This window comes from Fimbriimonas sp. LA-C6, assembly GCF_055398105.1.
This window is the reverse complement of sequence record NZ_AP038796.1, coordinates 169697-191847: the sequence shown is the minus strand read 5'-3', so window position 1 is coordinate 191847 and position 22151 is coordinate 169697. Positions and strand designations below refer to the sequence as shown.

The following is a 22151-nucleotide window of genomic DNA, read 5'->3' as shown; positions in this document are numbered from 1 at the left end:
AATCAAATAGTCTGTTATCGACGTTTTTCCCAGAGATTCAGCACATCGTCTCTATCAGCAGAGACAGATTAAAGGAGAAGTGCCTGCTCTTCTTGGGTGACTATGAAGTTGTTATTCAGATAATTTATTCTATAGAACCTATGAATCATGAAGGGATGAAAAGCGATGTTGAAAAGACAATGCGATTCAGCTTTCGCTCTTCCTCAGCGACAGAAAAAGCGACTAGTATAGACTAATTGCTTTTCAGACCACCGCGCGTTCTTGTCCTGACACACTAAACAGACAGATTGAATCTCAGGCCTACCAAGGCTTTACTCAAGCCATCCTCACCGACGCATTAGGATCCGTGGTAAAGACAAGCTCCAACGATCCCAACCTACGCTACACCCCGTACGGCTCTCCCCTAGGTGGAAGCATCTGGGTCCAGAGCCTCTTCACCTGGGTGGGAAGCTTCGGCTACCGCGTGACAAACGCCAAGTACATCGAGAGCTATGTAAGGGCCAGACACTACTCAGCCAAGAGTGGGGCATGGACTAATGTAGATCCACTGTGGCCAACGCAGAGAGCTTACGGGTATGTGGCTGGTGGGCCAGTGAATTTGGTGGATCCCACTGGTTTAGGTCCCAAAAAAGGAAGACCTGGCTGGGACCGTACAGCCGGCAAAAATATCTATGCGGATTTTTACAAGCGATTCGGTGATTGCGGTTATAGTCCAGAGGAAGCGAAAACTCTAGCTACACTAATGATGTGCATCGCATATGGCGAGTCTAATTACAATTCATCAACAGTTGCTGATGGAGCAACTGGCCTCTTTCAGATCACATTAGGCCAGCAAAAAATTGCCAAAGACGAGGATCCTGACTCTTGCAGTGGTTCATTGACGAAATCGGGAGTTAACAAGAGCGTTATCTTCAGATTGCTTTCCGTGAAATGCGAAGCTAACCCCGGTGCTTCCGCCTACGACCTACTGTCAGAGTTCCAAGGAGTTCTACAGGGAGTGCGTGCCCTTGGCGGCCCTGTTAAGGGACAACAAAATAACCTGACTATGTCTTGTCTGGCTGATCACGGGTTGGTAAAAGCACGACCCACCTGGAAAAGGACTGGTCTGATTTCCGTACCAATTTTCCCAGACGTGTGGCCTCCACGCGACGGACACGTCTATCCGAAGTATGATTTTATTAAGCCAAGTGACAGTTCTTATGCCCAACTAAACAAAATTCGGTGCCGCAAATGCTCGTAACATTTCTCGCTTTCATTAGCACTCCTAACCTGACAGTTCCACTACAGCAGCCGATTCTATACCTTACGCATGGTACTAGCCCCAGGAAAGTTGCAGGATTCACTTTTAGCTTGTTGGAAAGGAAACTATCCATTCAAAGCGGACGAGTAGATCACATTATTGGGGATAGTCGTAGGCCTGCGAAGAGTGAATACGCCGTCGATATCGAGTCACGCACGATCGTCCAGTTCCGAAATAGTGATTTTAAGATGGTGGCCTATGACTTTAACGGGGGCGTGCGCTGGGAACGTCCTGTTGGAGGTGGGTATCCACACGCGTTTCTTCTGGCAGGGAATGCTGTCTTGTTCATTCCAAACGCTCCTCTCAACACCTACAATCCGTATCGTCTGTCACCTGCAGGGTACTTGCGGTGGAACCCCAATGATGTGCAAGTGGTCGCCAGAAGTTTGGCTACTGGTAAGCAGCTTTGGATGAAGCCACTCATCAAGTGGGGACTGCCTCTCGTGTACCTCGGAAATTCAGAGTATCTTGCGCTCACACCGAACTACAGTCGATCCAATTCCAGGCCTTCGTATTCATTACAAATACGATCAGTAGTAGATTGTCGTGTAATCGCACAAGTAGCAGTTAATTCGAGACAATTGAAAATGCTCGTCACCGACATCGCACCGTACGGCCAGCCATGGTTCACAATTATAACGAGCAAGATTGACGGAACCCGCTCGGTTCACAAGCTTAATCCGCTTTCGTTTATTGAACTCCCGCCTCTGAGAAAACGTGGCAATCGATGCTTCTCTTTACAAGTTGACCGACGCCGCCGTACCGCCAGTATCGGGGTGTTTTTCGCCCACAATGATCAAGAGGCAATGCGATCTTGATTTAGTACCCATCGAGGGTTAGACGCTCTCAGGGCACACGCTCAATCCAAGAGTTGTGGTTCCCAACGCTTCCAGAACTTTTGCCCTCGCGGTGATTCCTGGCAGCGCAGGTACCGTAAACTTAACGTACTATATGGATGAGGTAGGCATTGCTGCGATCTCACCTTTTTACTCAGCAACAGTAACGGTGACTCCATAAATGGCACAACGCGTAATCTCCCACCATACAGTGAACGGACAGATTGAGTCTCAGGCCTACCAAGGCTTTACTCAAGCCGTCCTTACCGACGCCCTCGGCTCGGTCGTCCGCACGAGCAGCAACCCCGTTGACCAAAGATACACGCCCTATGGCTCAGCGCTTGGAACGAGTTACTGGGTCCAGGTCCAGTTCACCTGGGTAGGAAGCTTCGGCTACCGAGTGACAAACGCAAAGTACGTCGAGAACTACGTAAGGGCCAGACACTACTCAGCCAAGAGTGGGACATGGACTAATGTAGATCCACTGTGGCCAAAGCAGAGCGCTTACGGGTATGTGGCTGGTCGGCCAGTAAGAGACGCAGATCCGTCCGGGCTTAATCCGCCTGAAGGGCCAAATGGAGATGCTTCTGAGGCTGGCAAATGTCTTTATCGTCATAGAAGGGAGGTATCCATCGTGTTTAGTATCTGTTCGAGTTGCGCCGTTCCGTTAGGACTATTCCTCACAAGACAGCTTACTGCCCCGCATCCCTACCATGAATATAGACATTGTCTGTTTTGTTGTCTACTTCAGACCAAGTTTGGCGGGAATTGCGGAATTAATTCGCAGAAAATACAAAACACGATACAGGCAGTAAGCGACAAAGTCGCAAACGAACGACTTAGTTACTGTAGTGCTGGCGTAGTGATCAGCGCGTTAGTAGGTTTGGGGCTTAATACGTGCCATGGAGGCTGTGCGGATGCGTTTGGCGGACCCAAAAAGCCACCACTTATTCCGCCTTGTGTTGTGTAAAGAAATGCCACAGAGACGAATATATTTAATAGTCGCTCTTTTGATAGTTTTTGTGGGCGTATTCGCAATCTGTGCACGGTGGCGAAGTATGTATTGGTCTCCAAACCAAATTAAGGATAAGACCTTTGACTCTTCGGCCTGGAAGAGCGGAACAGAAAATCTACACTCAATTGATAATGATCGATTCGCTATGCGAAGAGATGTGGTAATGCTTGCCAATAGGGGGCTTTCGGTGGAGGACCTTATACTTCAATTGGGTGAACCGCAAGAAACCATAAAATGCACAGTGGGTGACTGCGTCGAAGGTGCGAGAGGGTTTACCTTAGATGAACAGATCTATGATGCGTTGAACTCTCGACTTGGTACCGAGAAGGCTTCGCGTAAGTTGTTGTATGTCATTGGCGTGATACCAACCGCGAGGCCTCCATTGAATTTTGGCGACTACTACGTTTGTTATGTCTGTTTCTTTGTTGATAAGAATAACAGGGTATTTAAAGCTATTGACTATATGGACTAAAACAAAAAAATCTTTCTTGCAATGAATCCGTGATATTGCAAAGTATTCATTTATTGTCTCCTCCTGTTTTAGTGGAATTGGCTAATCTTAGAGTGTGGATGGCTGCTGCGCTTTTAAGTACATCGAGCAGCGAGATGGTGCATCTAATTCTATAAATAATTGCAATGATATGATTAAGAAGTATTGTACATGACCATGACATTATCTCAATTTGTTAAGTCGGAAGTGATTGGCCAGCTTCTTTATCCGGAGGGTCTTCCTTCCGCCATTAGTCCTCCAGACTGGCCTTCGGAGGGAGATACGGAGGTGCATGATTGCCAGAGAAGATTCTTCTTGAGGGTGGCCTCAGACATTCCTGCCATAGAAATGGATGATTTGGCTCGTTCGTATAACTGCCTGGGATTCATGCATGTTGAAGAGGCAAGAGATTGGCTGCCTCTATGGATGTGTTGTAGTGTATACGCTTGTCAAATAGAGCTGGATTATTGGGGTGAGATCGCCTTCAAGGTGAGCCTGAGACTGATGGACTCATTTGAGGCCGGGAACAGCACTGTGCCCCACGAAGCGGTTATCGAGTTTTATAGACAGGCAGGCAATGGCTGTGACTTCGAATTTGTGGAGGCAATCAATAAATCCCTGGGGTTCGACCTACTAAGTGAAGAACTCTCGGAGGAAGAATAAGCGAAGCCAGACAATCTCGTCGGTAGTGGCCCTGATTCCAAGAGCGATGTACTTACAGGAAGCCACTACCCAACCTTGCAGCCGGTAGCAGAACGACCACATGGAGAGCTTAGAGATGAGCGGCTATTCCTTGCAGTCTTCGAAATTGGCACCGAGCTTCAGGGAGTTCTTACTTACCCTCAAGAAGATTACGACAACAAAAGACCACACCTGGCTTTGAGGGGAATCACTGTAGCGGCATTCAAGAAATGTCTCTTTCGACCGCCATCTACAGCGGCCTTTTAACAAGCTACACCTACGACTCAAATTGAAACCAGACGGTGATCCAAGAGCCCAGTGCCCGTTACACCATGTCGTACGACAAGGAAAACCGGCTGAAGACATATGTTCGCCCCGACGGATTGGTAGCCACGTATCTGTACGACGGTGACGGCATGAAGCGCACCGAGCAGGTTTACAATGGCATCTCAACCATTGTTTGGGATGGCAGCGACTACCTCCAAACACGCTACGATTCGAGCGCAGTGTTGGTTTCGGCTTCTGTTCCAGCGACCATGCAGGTGGGGCATAGTTATGTTTGCACCTTCACCTATCAAAACAATGGTCGAATCGCGTGGACAACCGAGCGAGGATTCCTTGCAAACATCATAGCTGCAGGTTGGAGCTACAGCGGCTTCAACCTAAACCCCGAAGAAGTGGTGGTTCCCAACGCTTCCAGAACTTTTGCCCTCACGGTGATTCCTGGCAGCGCAGGTACCGTAAACTTAACGTACTATATGGATGAGGTAGGCATTGCTGCGATCTCACCTTTCTACTCAGCAACAGTAACGGTGACTCCATAAATGGCACAACGCGTAATCTCCCACCATACAGTGAACGGACAGATTGAGTCTCAAGCCTACCAAGGCTTTACTCAAGCAATCCTCACCGACGCATTAGGATCCGTGGTAAAAACAAGCTCCAACGATCCCAACCTACGCTACACCCCCTACGGCTCACCCCTAGGTGGAAGCACCTGGGTCCAGAGCCTCTTCACCTGGGTAGGGAGCTTCGGCTACCGAGTGACAAACGCCAAGTACATCGAAAGCTACGTAAGAGCCAGACACTACTCAGCAAAGAGTGGCGCATGGACTACTGCCGATCCACTATGGCCGGCGGAGAGAGCGTACGGTTACGCGAACCAGAACCCGGCTACTTGGTTGGACATTACTGGAATGCAGAAAGTCACTTGGATGGCCTTTGCTGGACAAGTGAAACACCATAAAAATCCAATTCTTCCCAAGCCGACCGATTGCAAACGCAAAAATAGGAGTCGTATGCAATGCTTCTATTGTGCTTATGAGTCTTTGCAAAAAGGTGAACGTGAGGGACCACTCCAGGCATGCAAAAATGCAAACTTAATTTGTGGCAGTCATATTTCTTGTGGAAGTTGTGGTCCGTGCCCTGAACCAGCGGCACCAGATTGTTTAGATGGCACTATTCATGACTTCGGAGAATTCTTAAGAGGCAGCTCCTCGGCAGGTAAAGGTCATATGAATTGTGCCAAGAGTTGTGGGGGATTTGGGGTGGGTGACAAGCTTGCACATTGCTTTAAGGGATGTATGATAGCCCTATGCATCCCGTTTTTTGGTGCAACAATTTGGCATTGTAGTAGCCCTGGAGGATTGAAGGATCCAGATGAAGACGATATAGAAGCAGAGCATTTCGGTATTGATATTGGTATTAGAGTGGACGGCCCTCAAGAGTGCTTAACTGAGTGTGCAAAAGCAACCCAAGGAACTCTCATGTATTAGGTTGAGCTTCTTCTATACTCACACTGTTCAAAGATAGTTAAGATTTTAGTGATGTGTATTATTTGCAAAAATGACACTGTTGTTGGTTGTTTCTGTCAATTAAGAACGTATGGCCTTGGCTATTCCTCCCGCGTGACAGCGAACCAAGCTTTCATTAAAACTCTAAGATTGCTCCGTATCATTGTCTAATAAAATAGAATAGGTTAGCAGTACTGAGGAGATAGTGATGACAACGCTTCTGTTTGCATCTTGTGATAGCGTTTGGGAGGTATAATTATGAAGAAACAATCACCACTCATTTTGTGTTTATGTGTCTTTTCTGTTGCCGTGATCGTAGTATATGTTAAGATTGCAAGATGTGAACAAAGGAGTAAAGTTCTTCGTAAGCTGACTTCTAAAGCGCAAGTGAGTCGCCTGTTTGGTCAGCCATCGTATGTGGAATATAGTGGTGATGGTCCGTCACGTAAAGAAGCATGGCTATACGAGCCAGAGGGTTATGGCTGCAAGCAGGACTCAACAGCGGTAGTCTTCGATGTGCATGGCCAGATCCAACGCGTGTTCGATTACGAGACACCTGAAGGCAGTCGATTTCTTGATGGGTTTTCTAAGAATTGATTCATCTTAAATTGAATAGGGAACTTGGCATCGTCACTCTCACGCCGCAGTACCCGGCACCGGTCATAGTGACTCCATAAATGGCACAACGCGTAATCTCCCACCATACAGTGAACGGACAGATTGAGTCTCAAGCCTACCAAGGCTTTACTCAAGCAATCCTCACCGACGCATTAGGATCCGTGGTAAAGACAAGCTCCAACGATCCCAACCTGCGCTACACCCCCTACGGCTCTCCCCTAGGTGCAAGCTACTGGGTGCAGAGCCTCTTCACGTGGGTAGGAAGCTTCGGCTACCGCGTGACAAACGCAAAATACATCGAAAGCTACGTAAGAGCCAGACACTACTCAGCAAAGAGTGGCGCATGGACTACTGCCGATCCACTATGGCCTGAGGAGAGAGCGTATGGGTACGTTAACCGTAATCCAACTGGCTCAGTAGATCCCTATGGGCATTCTGCTGGCTTTGGGGCGACAGATCCAATGAAGTCCTGTAAGAATAAGCGCCCCCGTACTTCATGTTTCAAATGCACATATGAGTACTTGCATAAAAAACAAAATCATAGCCCTCAGATGAGTTGTGATTCCGCTAATAGGCATTGTGGAACCCATATCGCATGTGGGCCATGCGGACCAGGTCCTGCAGGCTTCCCGAATGCTCCAGGATGTACAGATGGCTTGGCAAAGGTAATGGCGTTTGCGCACTTCTTACGTGGAGACAGCACGGTAGAGGATGCTTGCGGTGGATTTCAAGGGTTTGATAAATTAGCACACTGTTATGCAAATTGCATTTCACTAGTCTGTGCCGGGCCTATTGGACATGCTGCTTGCATGTGGGAACAACGCGGAGAAGATGATCCAGAAGATATTGAAGCTAACGAAATCGGTCGCGGTTTTGGAATGGAAGCATGGTCCGGTCAAGAGTGTTTTGATAAGTGTGCAAAGGCCCTTTATGGAGCAACAGCATTCTAAATATTTCGATGAGCATTTTAACTAAAGTACTTATATTGTTTTCTCTGTTGTTGTCTATGTCTGCTAGCTATTGGGTGATTTCTAATAAACGAATAGTGGAAACGGTTAATTTCCTCGATGCCTGTTCGTGTGGAATGCCCGCCGCTGGGTGTAAGAAAGTTCTGGGAGAACCTGCTGAAATACTATCACACAATAGAGAAGTGGTTTGGGTTTATAAAAGCACTATTGGGAATCCACAAGATGTCGTAATAGTCGAGAACGACGGGATCATACGTGAGATCCTACGAACAGATAGAGATGCTGATCGAAGCAGGTACCTCTCGAAGTACAAGTAAATGGCACAACCCGTACGTAAACGGCCGAGTGACGATCTCGATTGATCCAATGGGAACGAATCCTGCATGCATTGGTTGCGGCATATGTCTTGGTGTAGCGGCCCTAGCAACCCTGCTAACTTGCGTCGAGGCTGAAGATTACCAGGCATGCATCCTGTGTCGATTATCTACCAACCTAGCATTACAAGCGCTATTACTCGTGACCGGTCCCCATTTTCTTTCCAATCTAAGAATATAGTTTCTGAGCCTCCTCTTGTTTTGTTTGCAGCGCAAGCTTGAAATCCGATGGTGTTAATCCACCCAGTCCAAGATGCGGTCTTCGGTTGTTGTAGTGATCCTGGAACTCATCAAGTGCAGCCTGGAGTTCAGAGCCACGCATAAAGAGTTCACAGGACAAGAGTTCGTCGCGAAGCTTCCCAAAGAAGCTTTCGATGTAGCCATTTTGCCAAGGTTTGCCTGGCTGGATGAATCGGTTTGAGACACCACCTGGAAGCGTCATCGCCCTAAACTCAGGACCGTTGTCACTGATGATTGCCTGTGGTTTTCCGTGGACTAAACAGAGCCACTCCACTTCCTTCTCTACAGCAAACGCTGGAAAGCTGGAAGCTGCTTTGAGCAAGAGGCACTCTCTGGCAAAGCAGTCAAGAACACCTAAGATGCGGGTGCTACGACCGTTCTCAAGTCGTTCATGACAAAAGTCAAGGCACCAAGCCTGGTTGGGACCTGTCAGCACCGGACCTTCCACTTTGGGAACGACTAGCTTTCTGCGCTTGCGGTATTTCAGGCTCAAACCTTCCTGCTTCCAGATTCGGTGGACTGCCTTGAGGTTCACACCAGGCAAAAGAGCATGTACCCTTCTAAAGCCGTCGAGGGTTGGCTTTGGCAAGTTCCAATACCTACTGTTTTAGACCAGGACTTCGCTCTTTAGGCAGATGCCTGCTTGCAGGGCGAGATAGCTGGACCACACGACAAGAACACGTCCTTGTAAAGCCCCGAATGAGCAAGAAACCCACAGCACGCCGCCTGCCCTCGGAGCTCACATTTTCCCTTCTGAAGCTCCTTTAAGGCAGCGTTGTCTAGACTGAGCTCGCTTACCAAATGCCTGAGCCCTCGGTTCTCATCTTGCAAAGCGCGCATAGCCGTCAGTTCGCTCTTGGTCATGCCAGCGTAGCGCTCACGCCAAGCATACAGAGTCTGCACGCCGATGCCATGAGTCCGACCGACTGAAGCAATGGTTGCACCCGCCTCAATCTCTGCTAGAACTTTGATGATCTGTTCTTCGGTATATCGTTTTCCTTTTGCCATGTTCCTTCTCCTATTCTGGAGCCAGAAACCTCTATTCTAGGGGTGGATAATCTAAAGCTAACTGGTCAAATGGAAGCGGTAGCCAGTTTTCTTTTCGAGCAGCCTTTCTATAGTGCTCTGATCTCGTCCAGCAGCTACAAGCCTTTCGTATTCAGCAAGCACTTCCTGCTTGTTTGCTTCTAGAACACAGTCGAAGCGCCGTAGCACCACCATCGGCAACATGACACGTTCGTATTGAGGTGGTCGATATGGTCCGCGAAGAAGCTCGGCGATGTCCCAAATGAGCTTGACTGATTCTTCGTGGGTACGCATTTCGGGGAGTCTACCAGTGGAACCACGCTCCATGGAAGGAATGGTGGATCAGATGTGTGGGGCTTATTTGCAGGTTCAATAGCTGCTGTGCCGATCTTATTGATAGACCCCCGGTTTGTATAACGGGGGTAGAAAATGTAATGAGACAAAAAGAAGATAAAAATAATGAAAATAAGAAAAATATTGATTCTTCAATGAAACGAATCTCACCAGATCCGCGTCGTACATATCAGGACCGGGGTCGATCCAAACGTCATCTCCTAGATAACCGCCAAGTAGGTTGCTCAGCGTAGAAACTGGCATCTCGAAGACGGCAAAACGTTTTGCCCTAATACCGGAATACCCGAGTTCCTAGACCCGGCGAGGCCGTGTCTCTTTGCCACTCCACCGAGCGAGTGGGCTAAGGAGGTATCAGGATTCTAGGACTTACAGCAACCCAAAACGTCGTCCCTCTGCCCGAACCAGCAGAGCGCAAACTCGACTATCTCAGCTTCACCTTGCCTAACTGGGACGATCCAGTCAAAGCCTTCGAGAAGCTGGGCCTGAACTTCACAGAACTAGGCTACGCGCTGAACCGGTACAAACGAAGTGCAAAGGCGGATAGCGGCGATATCCGCGTGATGTGGGACGGTAACGAGATCGGTATGGGCGTCCATGTCCAGATGTCGGGCGGGGCCTGTCGCTTGGTCGAATCCCTGGAAGGCTTCACTGACTGGCGAAGCTGGTTAAGTTCCTGGCTAGATGAAGGCGCAAGGTTCACCCGTGTCGACCTCGCGGGTGATGACGTCGCCGGAACGATCCCGTTCCAACTAGTACTAGACCAGGTTAGAACCGGTGTCGCGGTGAGACGCTCGCAAAGCCATGAATACCGACAGAAGACCATTCGAGGCAACACCTATGAATCGCTGACACTGGGAAGTCGTAAGAGCGAGACCTATGTTCGCATCTATGACAAAGGCATGGAGCAGGGCGAGGGGCGCAGCTGGCTACGCTTCGAGTTCGAGTTCAAAGGAGATCGGGCGGACGCCATGGCCCGAATGCTAGTCAACGAGGGCTGGGACGCGGCTTTCGGGGTCATCCTCTCGGTGCTCGCTTTCAAAGATGAAACACACCAAACGTCGGATAGATCCAGGCAGCGTAACGCGCCATGGTGGGAAGCCTTCGTCAACGCGAGCAAGCATGTCTTAAGAATCGAGCGTGAGGCTCATAAGTGCCTCATCAAAGCGCACGCCTGGCTCATAAAACAGGCGGCTCCCATCATTAGCACACTCGACTCTTTCGAAGGCGGAAGTATTGATTGGTTCGTTGACATCATCAAACAAGGCAAACCGCGTATGACCGCTCGTCATCGAATGATGCTTCAGGGGCTAGGAGCACTTCCAACTCTTCAGGTGACAGGATGAGACGCGGGCCTAAGACTCCAGCCGTGACGGTAGAAAATGAAACCGTGATCCTCCCGAAACTCGCCTTTCGAGTCGAAGAGCTAGTACATGTACTAGGGCTTGGCAAGACCACCCTATGGGACCTTATCGGCTCGGGGCAACTCTCCCATATCAAGGTCGGTAAAGCGGTCCTGGTCACCTCAAAACAGCTTGAAGACTTCTTAGACCGCATGGAACATCTAAGGGGCCGGGCCTAAAGCTGGCCCGTAACGATCCGTTCTAGTTCGCTGGCTAGGATTCGCCGCGCTTCGGTTAAAGTCCTCGTATAGTGGCGCTGGTTGACCCCTTGCAGTGCGTGGCCCATGTGCTCCTTCCTCGTGCTGTCTGAGACCATCGGCATGAGCTTCTCTATCCAGTTGTTATGTGAAAGTCTGCAATCTCTGATAGTCATCTCTTCGGGCAAGTTCATCCATGGCTTAATCTTTTGGAACTCTTTACGGTGGTCGCTAACATCCATGAACCCGCCTTTGCTACTTGGAAATAGCAGCGTAGAACGCCTCTGAACGTTCCTCACCTCTCTGGTTAGCTCCATGTACTCTTTAATCCACTTGCACAGGCTAGGGCATAGAACGGCGGTTCTGTGCTTGTTGCACTTGGGCTGACCGATGGTGTGTCCTCCCTGGTCGTCAACCACGACCGCGCGGTCAATGAGCAGCAGGCCGTTATCTAGGTCGAACTGCTCTTCGGAGAGGGCGAACAGTTCACCGCGGCGCAAACCGGCTCCTAAAGCGATTGCAAAGAACATAGGCCAAGAAGGATCTAGACGCCCTTGTCTCGCTAGTACGGCAAGCCGCATAACCGCCATACGGGCTTCAACCGGTGATAGGGCTACGCCTGGTCGTTCTTGCACTTTAGGCAGCGTAACAACCACAAACGGGTTACCGCCGTTCGTGTAGGTTCCGTACCGTATGGCGTTGAGCATATAGCCTGAGAGGTCCTTGCGGATGGTGTGGAGCTGGCTTGGGGTGAGCTGGTGCCGAGAACGCAGCTCCACAAAGAATTCTTTGGCTGTAAGCGGGTTGATATCCTCTAGGGGCATATTGCCAAGGATGGGCCCAATGAACCGCTTAAAACGGCTCGCACGCCCATTAATGGTCTTGCCTTGGTTCTTCTCGGCCCATTCGTTATTTCTGAGCCATTCCGCCCACTCTGAGAGCGTGTAGCCTTGGGACTGCTTCTTCTTGGCTCTGTCCACTTCGTCTTTAAACTCTCGTAGGGCCTTCTTGCCTTCGGCTTCAGTGGATACAAGCCTATCCAGTTCGTGAGGTAGATTCCACTTATCTCGGCAAACAATCCGTACTCGCCACTTGCCTTTATGCCTACCGCTCTCGATCTTCTTAACTGACCCTTCGCCCTTCACGGCTCTAGGTCTTTCGGCTGTTTTTCTCATATCTGAATTGAACCAGACGGTTTTTCAGCCTTTGCGAGTTTGGAACGGTGACAAAACGGGGACTTTCTCCCTAAGAAAACAGACTACCAACCATACTTTGACCACTCCAGGTTCAAAACATGGCGTCATTGTAAGCAGATAGGTAGCTATACCGTCTCCCCCGAGAGGAAAGGATGGGATAGGAGAGTCCGGCTACCCACCAGGGACGTCAGAACCCTCTCCTGCATCCGTGCGGGAGCAGGGCAGGGTGAGGGTGGACAACCTACCAAATTTCCGCAAAGTTAACTCCAACGTAACCGCTAATGCCCCGAATGGGGCGCTCCGTCCCAGCGAAGGACAAGCGTAAGCGCAGTCCTGGTACTCACGCCAAGAGCCGACTCAAACAACAAATTGCGTCAGCACCACAACGATTTGGGTCGAACAACTCCCACCACTCCCCGTGCTATCATGCGTGTGATAACCTTATCATATCGTCATTATATGACGACTCAGCGCATCGTGAAAGAGGTCAGGAGGGGAGCATGGACCTACTTCTTGTCACTGACGGAGTCGTCCCTTCCTATTCTCATTCAAAGCGTATGTCGTTAACTACTACCATCATCCTGGCCGGAATGCTCCGTCAAATTCCCATCCCAACTCTGCCGCAGGTGAAGCCGATGAACTCAGTGTCCATGGGTAATTCAGCTACCTTTCCTGAAGATAAGCTGTCCTTCCCAATCGCCCCAGGGCCCATCAGCCCAACTTGGGTCTCAATCGAAAAGAACTACCCAGGCACCCCGAAGTGGTTGCGTGAGGCCAAGTTTGGTATCTGGGTTCACTTTGGGCCTCAAGCCTCCGGTGAAAGTGGTGACTGGTATGCCCGCAAGATGTACGAACCAGGCACAACGGCGTACAACAAGCACCTCGCCAAGTTCGGACATCCTTCCGAGACGGGTTATAAGGACGTCCTTCGTGCCTGGAACCCAGACAAGCTAGATCCTGCCAAACTCACCAAAATCTACAAGGATGCAGGCGCGCGTTTCTTGGTGATTCAGGCCGTGCACCACGACAATTTCGATCTATGGAATTCAACTTTCCAGCCCTGGAACTCCACTCGTCTGGGTCCAAAACGAGACCTCCTCGGCGAATGGTCTAAAGCGGCAAAGAAGCAGGGGATTCGCTATGGATTCACTTTCCACCACGAATACACCTGGTGGTGGTGGCAAACGGCTTTTGGTGCCGACAAAGAGGGGCCATACAAGGACAAGCCCTACGACGGCAACCTCACTCTGGCAGACGGAAAAGGGAAGTGGTGGGAAGGAATGGACCCTCGCATGCTCTATGGTGTTGACCTTCGGGAATACAAGGGTGTAGATGCTGCTGCCCACTCACCTTGGAGCCCGCCTCCTGCGGGCATCTTCTCGAATCACCTCGACTACTGCCATTGGTATGTGACCAATTGGGCACAGCGAATGACGGATGCGGTCGACAAATACGACCCCGACTTCATCTACACAGACGGAACAGGACCTCAGCCGTTTAGCGGGGATTACACAGGAACCGGATACAAGTCCGATGCAATGCAGCGCGTGATTGCGCACTTCTACAACCAGAATCTTAAGAAGCGGGGGAAGATCGATACGTTTAGTATCGTCAAGTTCCGCCCACCTACGAACGGTACGGTCAACACCGAGGAGTTTGGGATACCACGTCAAATCAAGACCGACCAACCTTGGATCGCCGAGGCTCCTGTCGGTGATTGGTTCTATGAGCCGGGCTTCTACTACGACTCTTCTATCATGATTCGCTACCTCGTCGAGGCTGTGTCACGTGATGGCTGTGCGGCTATTTGCGTCTCCTTACAGCCGGACGGCTCGCTTGATCAAGGCAGTCTGAACATGCTTCAAGGAGTCGGGGATTGGATGAAGATCAACGGGGAGGCAATCTACGGTAGCAAGGCATGGGTAATCCCGGGTGAAGGGTACACAGACTCAAATGGACTGCGAATGATCCCCGGTGGGAAGCTCGGCGAGGCACAGGCACGTACGCCATTCAGCCCTGAAGACTTTCGCTTTGTCGTTGGTAAGAACGGAGGCCTCTATGCGATCTGCATGGCGGTTCCCGCCGGCGGAACCGAGGTCTCCATCAAGTCGCTCGGTGCATCAAAGCACCTCTGGAAGACTCCGATCAAGTCGGTTTCGCTTCTAGGATATCGGAAGCCTCTGAAGTGGAAGCAGAACGATCAGGACCTCACGATTACGATTCCAGAAGGGCTGAACCTCAAAACGGCAGTCACTTTCAAGATCAAGTAGCCAGCACCAAAGCCTTATGTTCTATTCAATCCTTGCCTCATTAATCGCCATCGCTCCTGTGTCCGTTTCCTCCCCCGACAAGAGGATCACGGTGGAGCTTGCCCCAGGGGCGCTTACTTACCAAGTTAAAGTAGATGGACAGCTGGTTCTGGCTCCATCGCATCTCGGCTTAGGCTTCGAGGACGGTTCCGAATTCGGACGGAATGCAGAAGTCTTGTCCACGGCACGTAAAAGTTACCGGGGAGAATGGGAAGACCCGTTTGGAACCAGTCGGCGAGTGAAGGACCGCTGGAACGAGGTTCAGATTTCACTCGCCGACTCCGGTCGGCAGCTGTCTGTTATCGTTCGAGCGTACGACGATGGTGTCGCGATTCGTTACCAGCTCCCTACGGGCGGGTTCTCGATAACAAGCGACCAAACCGAGTTTCGGTTTCCCACCGATGCCCCTGCCTGGGGTGGCCAGTTTGCTACGAGCGCCGAAGTCAATTACCCTCAAACTCAGCTCAGTCGCCTTCCAGATAAGGACGCTTGCTTACCGGTCGTGGTTAAGACTCCAGCTGCGTTTGTAGCGATCGCCGAAGCGGATCTCCTCGACTGGTCCGGCATGTTCCTCAGACGATCCAGCCAGACGGGACTTCGCGCTTCGCTTGCTTCCGCAACGACTGGCACTGGCTCCCGGAAGTCACCCTGGCGGGTTCTGATGATCGGTCGCACGGCTGCCGATCTTGTGTCGACTAACCTGATCAAGAACCTTTCCGAACCCTCGCGCATCACGGATACCAGTTGGATCAAGCCAGGCATAACCGCATGGGACCCCTGGTGGACCGGCCAGAATCCTTCTCAGCCACAGTTCCGTGGTTTAGATGCTCGGGGCGATACGGCTGCCGATAAGCGCTACATCGACCTTGCAGCGGAGATGGGATGGCCCTACCAGCTTGTGGACTGGTTCTGGTACGACATGAACAGCCCGGATCCTGCAACGGCATCTCAGCACGTTCCGAGCGTCGACATCCCCGAACTGATCCGCTATGCGAAGTCGAAGGGTGTCGGGCTATTCTTGTGGATCCACAGCAAGGACGTCAAGCGGATGGGAGCTGACAAGCTGTTCAAGATCTATCATGGGTGGGGCATTGTTGGCGTCAAGATCGACTTCATGGACAGCGACAATCAGGAGACCGTTCGATGGTATGAGGAGACTCTTGCCGCCGCTGCGAGGCACCACCTAATGGTCGACTTCCATGGAGCCTACAAGCCCACGGGCCTTGCCCGTACGTACCCCAACTACATCACTCAAGAAGGTGTTCTGGGTGCGGAGTATAACAAACTTCCCGGTGAGCGGTTTACCCCACACCACATGATCACCCTCCCCTTCACACGCGGCCTGCTCGGTCCGGCAGATGTAACACCTGGGGCTTTCCTCAACGTGGAACCTTCTGAGTTCCGCACTGGCTCTATTCCATCCACAACCATGGGTAGTCGGTGCCGTCAGTTGTCTCTGACGGTGCTCATGACCTCGCCTCTGCTGTGCCTCTGCGATGCCCCAGAGAACTATCGAGGACAGCCAGGGCTCGAGTTCCTGAGAGGCCTGCCAACTGTCTGGGATGACACTCGAGTCATCGCCGCTGACTTCGCCAGCAACCTCGTGATCGCACGCCGAAAGGGTAACAACTGGTGGCTTGCTGCGATGAACGACACAACGCCACTAACCCTCCGCGTGCCGTTGTCCTTCCTCGGCAAAGGAAGCTATCGCCTAGAGTCCTTCGCGGATGGAATGCGACCGAGTGATGTAAAAACCAACTCGAAAACAGTCCATCAAAACGAAATCCTAGAGATCCCCATGGCCGCTAATGGAGGCTTTGTTGGTCGCTTCATCGTCACTGAAGACGCGAAAAAACCTCCAGTCAATAACGGCTCATAGCAGGTTAGGATCATGCGACTTCGTATGCTTGTGTAGCCAAGCATACGAAATCGCTGCTGTGGTTTGGAATGACTCGCAGCTTAGTGGATGCACTCTTCGACACGATATATGCGCCAGACCCCAGACTCGCGGATGAAGTAGATGTACAGCTTTGCGTTCGAAGCTATTTTGATCTCAAGTGCATTGTTGAGTAGGCGTTCGTGCCATGAATCTTCGGAGTCGATCATCAGCTTCTGTTGACGGCCTGATGCTGCTGGAGGTTTGGTGAGGTCTATGTGATCGACTCGGTCAATCTGTTTGACTAGGCGAAGGATCTGGGGCTTCGTAATCTCACTCTTTGTCCAGCTAAGTTTGTATTCCGTCCATTTCGGCTGGGTGGCTTTGCCTTGCAAGATCGTGCGTGTCAGTTCCTTACTTTGGATCGTCCCTGAGCTCCAGTTGCCAGTCGTTCGATGGCACACGATCAACCCCATTTTGTTGCTGACCGTTCTCGTATCCCCAAGTGCGAATCTTCGCAGAACATTATCTGCAAGTGACTCAGTGATCGTTTCAGAACTGATCGCAATGCAAATAACGGCCAGCAGCATTCTTCACTTGCTCCCTGAGGGTGCAAGTGACTTCACAATTGCGAGTCCAGAAAATCCACAACTTAGCAGTGACCAGCACAGCACAATGATCCAGCTAAGGTGCATTTGCATGCTTAGTGCAGCCAAGGATGCTAGCACGAATCCTGCACATGCTAGCCAAGTCATTCCAGATGGAATTTTGCCAAGGCGCATTAGGTTGTTCTGGACTGGTCGTGAGAATACGGCTATCCAGACACCGATTGCCGTTGCAATGCAAGCAAGGGGGAACCACGTAGAGCTGAACACTTCTGTTAGTTTTTACCCTGTAATTTTTAATTCACAGATTTATTTTTGATTTGATCTGTGGAAATATCTGTTTTCAATGATCTTTGCCTTTTTTAGGGCTTGCGGGTGATGATACGGGACAGGTTGTTGGGAGTAGGGCTAAGGGCTTGGTTTGAACCTGGGTTTTGGGGGGATTTGGGGGTCGGGGCTTGGGTTTTGTGTTTGCTTTGAGTGGTTAGAAGCCCTTATTGGATGGCAAAAATAGTACTAAAATTTGGTTGTTTTTGGGCAAAAAAGGGGCGTTTTTTTGCGTTTTTCCTGGGATTTGACTCGTCTTTTGCGAGTTGGTTTTGGATGACCAGCCAAAGGTGTAGGGCTGTTTGGCTGGTCTTGATTTGTGAGGTGGAGACTACTCGTTGAGGTCTAGTTCTTGGAGGATGCGGGGGTTCATTCTCCAGTCTTCGCTTACCTTTACGTGGAGTTCTAGGAAGACTTTCTTGCCGAGCAGTTCTTCGATGTCTGCTCTGGCATCGATACCGATCTGTTTGAGGAACTGGCCTTGTTTGCCGATGATGATTCCTCGTTGGCTGGATTTCTCTACGTAGATGGTGGCGGAGATGGTGACCAGTTTGTCGCTCTCGTCCCAGTCTTCTACAATGACGGCGGTTGAGTGGGGGATCTCTTGGCGGGTGGCTTTTAGGATCTTTTCCCGGACGAACTCAGCGGCCATGAAGCGGCTGGACTGGTCGGTGTACTCGTCCTCATCGTATAGAGGTGATCGTTCTGGGAGTGCTTCGACGATCTTGCTGACCAGCAGGTCCACGTTTGTTCCGGTGGTTGCGGTGGTCATCATGTAGTCGTCGTCGCCAATTCCTAGCATGGACACGTACGCATCGACGTTGCGTTGGACGTCTTCGGCTTTTAGCAGGTCCATCTTGTTCATGCAGAGCATGAGAGGGAAGGGGCTGTCGGCTCGGACGCTTTTGAGCATCGATGCGATTTGGCGGTCCATTTCGCCTGGGTGGTGTGCGCCGTCTGCTACATAGATGGCCATTGCGATGCTGTCCAAGGCTCCACGGGCCTGGTCGACCATGGTCTTACCGAGGCGCGTATGGGCGTCGTGAATACCAGGGGTATCGATGAATGCGATCTGGTATTCGTCAGTCGTGGCAATGCCCATGACACGCTTGCGCGTTGTTTGGGGTTTGTTGCTTACAATGGAGACCTTCTGACCGACGATGCGGTTTAGAAGTGTGCTTTTGCCAACGTTCGGTTTCCCGATGAGGGCTACATATCCGGCTCGGTAGCTCATATTAATCCCTCTTCCTAAACAGAACGTTCATAGACAATTCTGCGACTTCGATTGGCGATCCGCTTGGTTCGGCGCGTGCGGTTACCACTTCTTCGCTGCCGTATCTCTCGCTATTTCCACCGTTTGGACGTCCCTTCTTGCGTCTTCTTCTTCGTCGTCCCACTTGCTCTGGGCTCTCTTCGGCCTGACCGGCTGGGAGTTCGCTTTCTTCTTCAAGCTTCGGTGTTCGGAGGAACCACTCGTCGGCCACTTCGTCTTGATCGCTGCCTTCCATCCACTCGTCGAGCCGCATGATGGGCACATCGAAGTTGGAGCTGTCGTGGCGGACGTTCTGTTCGCGTTCTGGCAGGACTTCCATTCTCAGGATGTCGGCGGGGTTGACGTTGAGCAGGTGCTCGATCTCGACCTTGGGTCCGACCAGGAACACGTGGGTCGATCCGTCAATCGCGTTGAACCGCAAGTTGGTGGTATCGAAGGCCACCCACTCTTGAGTGAGGAGGTTGTAGGCGCTGCACTTGTCTGGAAGGGTGATGGTTCGAGGACCGGTACCCGAGCAGTGGACGGTGCAGAACGGAGCTCTGACGTGTACGACGTCGTCGTGGAAATTCCAGACGTGCGCGCCTGCCATCTGGGCCAAGGCTCGGATGAGGGCTGGGCTGACGAGTGGCTCGCCTAGGAACACGCTGGTCCACTGGGCTGCTGGGTCGTCCTTGAATTCCTTGACTACGAAGCTGGGGAGGCCTGTTTGGGTGTACTCGCCAAGCACTGTCGCGTCTTCTGGGATTGCGAAGTAGCTGGGTTCCAACTTGGTGCCGCCGATCACGCTACGATCTGGGAATGCCTCAGAAAGCGGGTGTCGTCGGTTCAGGATGGTGGTGCCTGCCTTGCTGTAGAACGGCTGAGGCTTCAGGGCGATGCCGGTTACTTCTCTTGCGCGCTCCAAGGAGTCGCGGCCTGCGTCGAAGAGACCTGCGGAGTAGAGCCAGACGAGGACCTTGTTATCCTTCTGAAGTCTCGACTTGATTGCTGCGCGGAGATCTGGGCGGACATCCCATGCGTTGAGGAAGATGTAAAGCTTGCTCTCTGGGAACTTCTCTCGGTGGGCGAGGTCGCTCAAGAGATAGAAGGCGGCACTGACACCGGCTCGAAGCACGGACTCACGAACGTTTTGCACCAAGAGGGCAAAGGCGTTGGAGTCGACTAGGTAGGCAAGTGCTCGTTCATCGATGAAGATGGCTACTTCGGGATCGTTCAGCGGCACTTCCATGCGCTTGATGAGGGCGGAGCGAACCTGGTTCGCGCGCTCCCATACGCTATGGGTTTTCAGCCAGCCGTTACCCCAGAGGTCCATCCATTGGACACCGCTGCCGTGAGTGAGGGCCACGCCCGCGCCGCGCCAGTGGACATTCTCAAGTGCCTGTGGAGTCTTGATGACTGGGTTAAAGTCATCTGGCTCATGGCCCATGCTGAGGGAAGTCTTGAAGTCTTCTTCGCTGATGTACAGCTTGCCGTTGAGTGCGAAGGAATCGACTGGGCAAGGGAAGGCTGCAGTTCCACCTGGCTCGCGGGTTCGGTAGCTGGGAGGACCTGCGATGAAGTCGACTTCTGGTGCGCGGAGCAGCTTTCCTAGGGCCAGGTGTCCGCTGGCCGGGTGGGACCACTCGAACGTGTATCCGTAGCTGACGCCGACGAGGAAGTTGCCTTCACTGGCTGCCTTGGCTGCGTAGGCGAGTTCACTGATTCGCTGGACTGTTGAGTCGCTGAGGAACAAGTGGTAGTCGACATACTTGCGTTGGCGACGTGAGGAGCGGATGAATCGCTCTCCATCTCCGCCTTCGGGCTGATACTCGGGGACCTGAATGTTATCGAAGCTGATGCTGCCATCGAACCATGAGGCTCGAAGGGTGACCACGTCGTTGAGGTAGCGCTGCTTGGCCCATTGTCGGAACTTGGTGGTTGCGGCGGGGGAAGTGTCGTATCCGCTGCCTTCGGAGAAGAACCACTCGCCGCGCTCAAGGTGAACACCGAGGATGTGATCTTTCTGTTCGAGTAGGCGGAGTTTGCGGATGAACAGCTCTAGGCATTGCTCGGCGACGCTCCAGAATTCGTCATCGCAGGCGCTTGGCTCTGCGACTTCACCGGAGGCGTGGCGGTAGCGGGCCTTGGGGTAGCGCATCTCCCAGTCTCTTGGAGCCTGGAATGCGAGTCGGAAGACGATTTGCGCTTCTGGGTCGCGGGCGACGGCTTGGCGAAGCATGTAGCCTGCGAAGCTGGCGCTGGCATCTACTTGTGCGAGATCGACTTCGAGGTCTACCAGGAACGAGTGGAGGTGAATTCCTGACTCGGCGGCCATTGACAGTTGCTCAAGCACGGTTTGGGAGCGTTTCTCATCTGATGGGCTACCGAAGTAGAACACGGGTGGGTACACCACGTGGTTTCGCACGATGGTGGGGACACCGTTTCGCAACACGATTTGAGGTGCTGTTTCGGGCGTCGGAATGAGCGGCTTGACCTTGGGTGGTTCTGGCGCTGGTCGCTCGTACTTGACCGGTTCTGGTTGCTTATGAGCGGTTTCCGCTGCTGGAGTTGAATCCTCGTCTTCGGTGTGATCTGAGATACCGGCTGCTGTGATGTCTTTTTCGCGAAGACCCTTGCGTCGGCGATTCTTGGATCGTCTGGTATCGCTGGTTGAGTCGGTTGATTCGGCAACAGCTTCAACTTGCTTTGCGCTTTGCCTTTGTTTTGGAGCGTCGGAAGGTTTGGATCTCCACTCCAGGACGGGTAGCTCTTCGCCGTCCAGGTCCACTGGCTCGTAGTTGGCTGTTTGCTCAGTGGTTACGGCTGGCGCTGAAGCAACTGCGGAAGGCTTGGCAGCTGGGGTTTTGCTGGCTACTTGCCGGGTTCGGAATACCACCGGCAACTGGTCGCCTGCGTCATCGAACAGTAGAGTGGTTTCTTCTACGTTTACGACCGCGATTGGCAACTCGGTTGAAGTTGTCTTTGCTGGTCGTCTTCGATTGGACTGTTTTGGTTGCTCTTGGGCAGGCTTTGCAGGAGTTTGAGCTGCTGGTTCGACTGCTGGTTGAGACGTTCTTGAGCCACGTCCTTTAGACTGTGTCCGACCTGTTGCAGGTTTGGATTGTGTTCGAGATGCGGTCGTCTTCGCGCGGAACGTTACTTCGAGCGCTTCGACTGGTTCCGGTGCAATTGTTTGCGTTGGAACTGCTTCTTTTGAGACAGCTTCTTTTTTGGCTCTTGGTTTGCGCAATCTGGCCGGGGTTTCTACGGCTACCGGAGTTGCCTCAACGGTAT

At 51.8% G+C, this 22151-nt stretch carries 19 protein-coding genes and 2 pseudogenes; 14 read left to right on the top strand and 7 right to left on the bottom strand.

The genetic code is table 11. The features are described 5' to 3' along the window. Window positions 1-346 precede the first annotated feature (346 nt). The 9 genes and pseudogenes from ACZ51B_RS00910 to ACZ51B_RS00870 all read left to right on the top strand — a co-directional run bounded on the left by ACZ51B_RS00910 (window position 347) and on the right by ACZ51B_RS00870 (window position 7683). Window positions 347-1240, top strand: a complete 894-nt coding sequence (locus ACZ51B_RS00910) for an RHS repeat-associated core domain-containing protein (RefSeq protein WP_464295350.1) — start codon at window positions 347-349, stop codon at window positions 1238-1240. A 1077-nt stretch (window positions 1241-2317) separates the two neighbouring features. Beyond that, window positions 2318-3106 carry an RHS repeat domain-containing protein gene (locus tag ACZ51B_RS00905; protein WP_464295349.1) on the top strand — a complete coding sequence of 263 codons (789 nt, stop codon included), beginning with the start codon at window positions 2318-2320 and terminating at the stop codon, window positions 3104-3106. Window positions 3107-3812: 706 nt separating this feature from the next. After that, the gene (locus ACZ51B_RS00900; RefSeq protein ID WP_464295348.1) at window positions 3813-4304 is read left to right on the top strand and encodes a hypothetical protein; all 492 of its coding nucleotides are present in this window, start codon (window positions 3813-3815) and stop codon (window positions 4302-4304) included. Between the two features lie 72 nt (window positions 4305-4376). After that, window positions 4377-4589 (top strand): annotated as a pseudogene (locus ACZ51B_RS00895) (integrase core domain-containing protein); the annotation flags it as partial. 65 nt (window positions 4590-4654) lie between these two features. Beyond that, complete coding sequence (locus tag ACZ51B_RS00890) at window positions 4655-5146, top strand: hypothetical protein (protein ID WP_464295347.1); 492 nt, start codon at window positions 4655-4657, stop codon at window positions 5144-5146. Continuing rightward, a pseudogene (locus tag ACZ51B_RS00885) lies at window positions 5147-5509 on the top strand (RHS repeat-associated core domain-containing protein); the annotation flags it as partial. It abuts the gene before it with no gap. A gap of 9 nt (window positions 5510-5518) precedes the next feature. Then, the gene (locus ACZ51B_RS00880) at window positions 5519-6097 is read left to right on the top strand and encodes a hypothetical protein (protein ID WP_464297211.1); all 579 of its coding nucleotides are present in this window, start codon (window positions 5519-5521) and stop codon (window positions 6095-6097) included. A 405-nt stretch (window positions 6098-6502) separates the two neighbouring features. Beyond that, on the top strand, window positions 6503-6712 hold the full coding sequence (locus tag ACZ51B_RS00875) for a hypothetical protein (RefSeq protein WP_464295346.1): 210 nt from the start codon (window positions 6503-6505) through the stop codon (window positions 6710-6712). An 80-nt stretch (window positions 6713-6792) separates the two neighbouring features. Further along, complete coding sequence (locus tag ACZ51B_RS00870) at window positions 6793-7683, top strand: RHS repeat domain-containing protein (protein WP_464295345.1); 891 nt, start codon at window positions 6793-6795, stop codon at window positions 7681-7683. A 561-nt stretch (window positions 7684-8244) separates the two neighbouring features. Here ACZ51B_RS00870 and ACZ51B_RS00865 read toward each other — a convergent pair. Genes ACZ51B_RS00865 through ACZ51B_RS00855 form a run of 3 tightly spaced genes read right to left on the bottom strand, consistent with a single transcriptional unit; the run spans window position 8245 to window position 9635 of the window. After that, on the bottom strand, window positions 8245-8904 hold the full coding sequence (locus ACZ51B_RS00865) for an integrase core domain-containing protein (protein ID WP_464295344.1): 660 nt from the start codon (window positions 8902-8904) through the stop codon (window positions 8245-8247). Window positions 8905-8942: 38 nt separating this feature from the next. After that, the gene (locus ACZ51B_RS00860) at window positions 8943-9323 is read right to left on the bottom strand and encodes a transposase (protein WP_464295343.1); all 381 of its coding nucleotides are present in this window, start codon (window positions 9321-9323) and stop codon (window positions 8943-8945) included. A 57-nt stretch (window positions 9324-9380) separates the two neighbouring features. Continuing rightward, on the bottom strand, window positions 9381-9635 hold the full coding sequence (locus ACZ51B_RS00855; protein WP_464295342.1) for a type I restriction-modification system subunit M N-terminal domain-containing protein: 255 nt from the start codon (window positions 9633-9635) through the stop codon (window positions 9381-9383). Window positions 9636-10045: 410 nt separating this feature from the next. On the opposite strand from ACZ51B_RS00855, the gene ACZ51B_RS00850 reads away from it, so the two are divergent. Both ACZ51B_RS00850 and ACZ51B_RS00845 read left to right on the top strand, forming a co-directional pair. Further along, complete coding sequence (locus ACZ51B_RS00850; RefSeq protein ID WP_464297206.1) at window positions 10046-11038, top strand: replication initiation factor domain-containing protein; 993 nt, start codon at window positions 10046-10048, stop codon at window positions 11036-11038. Beyond that, a complete protein-coding gene (locus ACZ51B_RS00845; protein WP_464295341.1) occupies window positions 11035-11274 on the top strand; it encodes a helix-turn-helix domain-containing protein in 240 nt (79 codons plus the stop codon). Before ACZ51B_RS00850 ends, ACZ51B_RS00845 begins: the two co-directional genes overlap by 4 nt. On the opposite strand, the gene ACZ51B_RS00840 is transcribed toward ACZ51B_RS00845, so the two are convergent. Continuing rightward, window positions 11271-12467: a tyrosine-type recombinase/integrase gene (locus tag ACZ51B_RS00840; RefSeq protein ID WP_464295340.1), complete on the bottom strand. Its 1197-nt coding sequence runs from the start codon at window positions 12465-12467 to the stop codon at window positions 11271-11273. The two genes, ACZ51B_RS00845 and ACZ51B_RS00840, sit on opposite strands and share 4 nt — an antisense overlap. A gap of 521 nt (window positions 12468-12988) precedes the next feature. On the opposite strand from ACZ51B_RS00840, the gene ACZ51B_RS00835 reads away from it, so the two are divergent. Continuing rightward, window positions 12989-14758: an alpha-L-fucosidase gene (locus ACZ51B_RS00835; protein WP_464295339.1), complete on the top strand. Its 1770-nt coding sequence runs from the start codon at window positions 12989-12991 to the stop codon at window positions 14756-14758. A 16-nt stretch (window positions 14759-14774) separates the two neighbouring features. Further along, a complete protein-coding gene (locus ACZ51B_RS00830; protein ID WP_464295338.1) occupies window positions 14775-16676 on the top strand; it encodes a glycoside hydrolase family 97 protein in 1902 nt (633 codons plus the stop codon). A gap of 80 nt (window positions 16677-16756) precedes the next feature. Here ACZ51B_RS00830 and ACZ51B_RS00825 read toward each other — a convergent pair whose 3' ends face one another. The 3 genes from ACZ51B_RS00825 to ACZ51B_RS00815 form a co-directional block, all read right to left on the bottom strand. Next, window positions 16757-17263, bottom strand: coding sequence for a hypothetical protein (locus ACZ51B_RS00825; RefSeq protein WP_464295337.1), 507 nt, complete (start codon window positions 17261-17263; stop codon window positions 16757-16759). A gap of 673 nt (window positions 17264-17936) precedes the next feature. Then, a complete protein-coding gene (gene era, locus ACZ51B_RS00820) occupies window positions 17937-18839 on the bottom strand; it encodes a GTPase Era (RefSeq protein WP_464295336.1) in 903 nt (300 codons plus the stop codon). A 1-nt stretch (window position 18840) separates the two neighbouring features. Then, the gene (locus tag ACZ51B_RS00815) at window positions 18841-21822 is read right to left on the bottom strand and encodes a hypothetical protein (RefSeq protein WP_464295335.1); all 2982 of its coding nucleotides are present in this window, start codon (window positions 21820-21822) and stop codon (window positions 18841-18843) included. On the opposite strand from ACZ51B_RS00815, the gene ACZ51B_RS00810 reads away from it, so the two are divergent. After that, the gene (locus ACZ51B_RS00810; protein WP_464295334.1) at window positions 21816-21950 is read left to right on the top strand and encodes a hypothetical protein; all 135 of its coding nucleotides are present in this window, start codon (window positions 21816-21818) and stop codon (window positions 21948-21950) included. The two genes, ACZ51B_RS00815 and ACZ51B_RS00810, sit on opposite strands and share 7 nt — an antisense overlap. The last annotated feature ends 201 nt before the right edge of the window (window positions 21951-22151 follow it).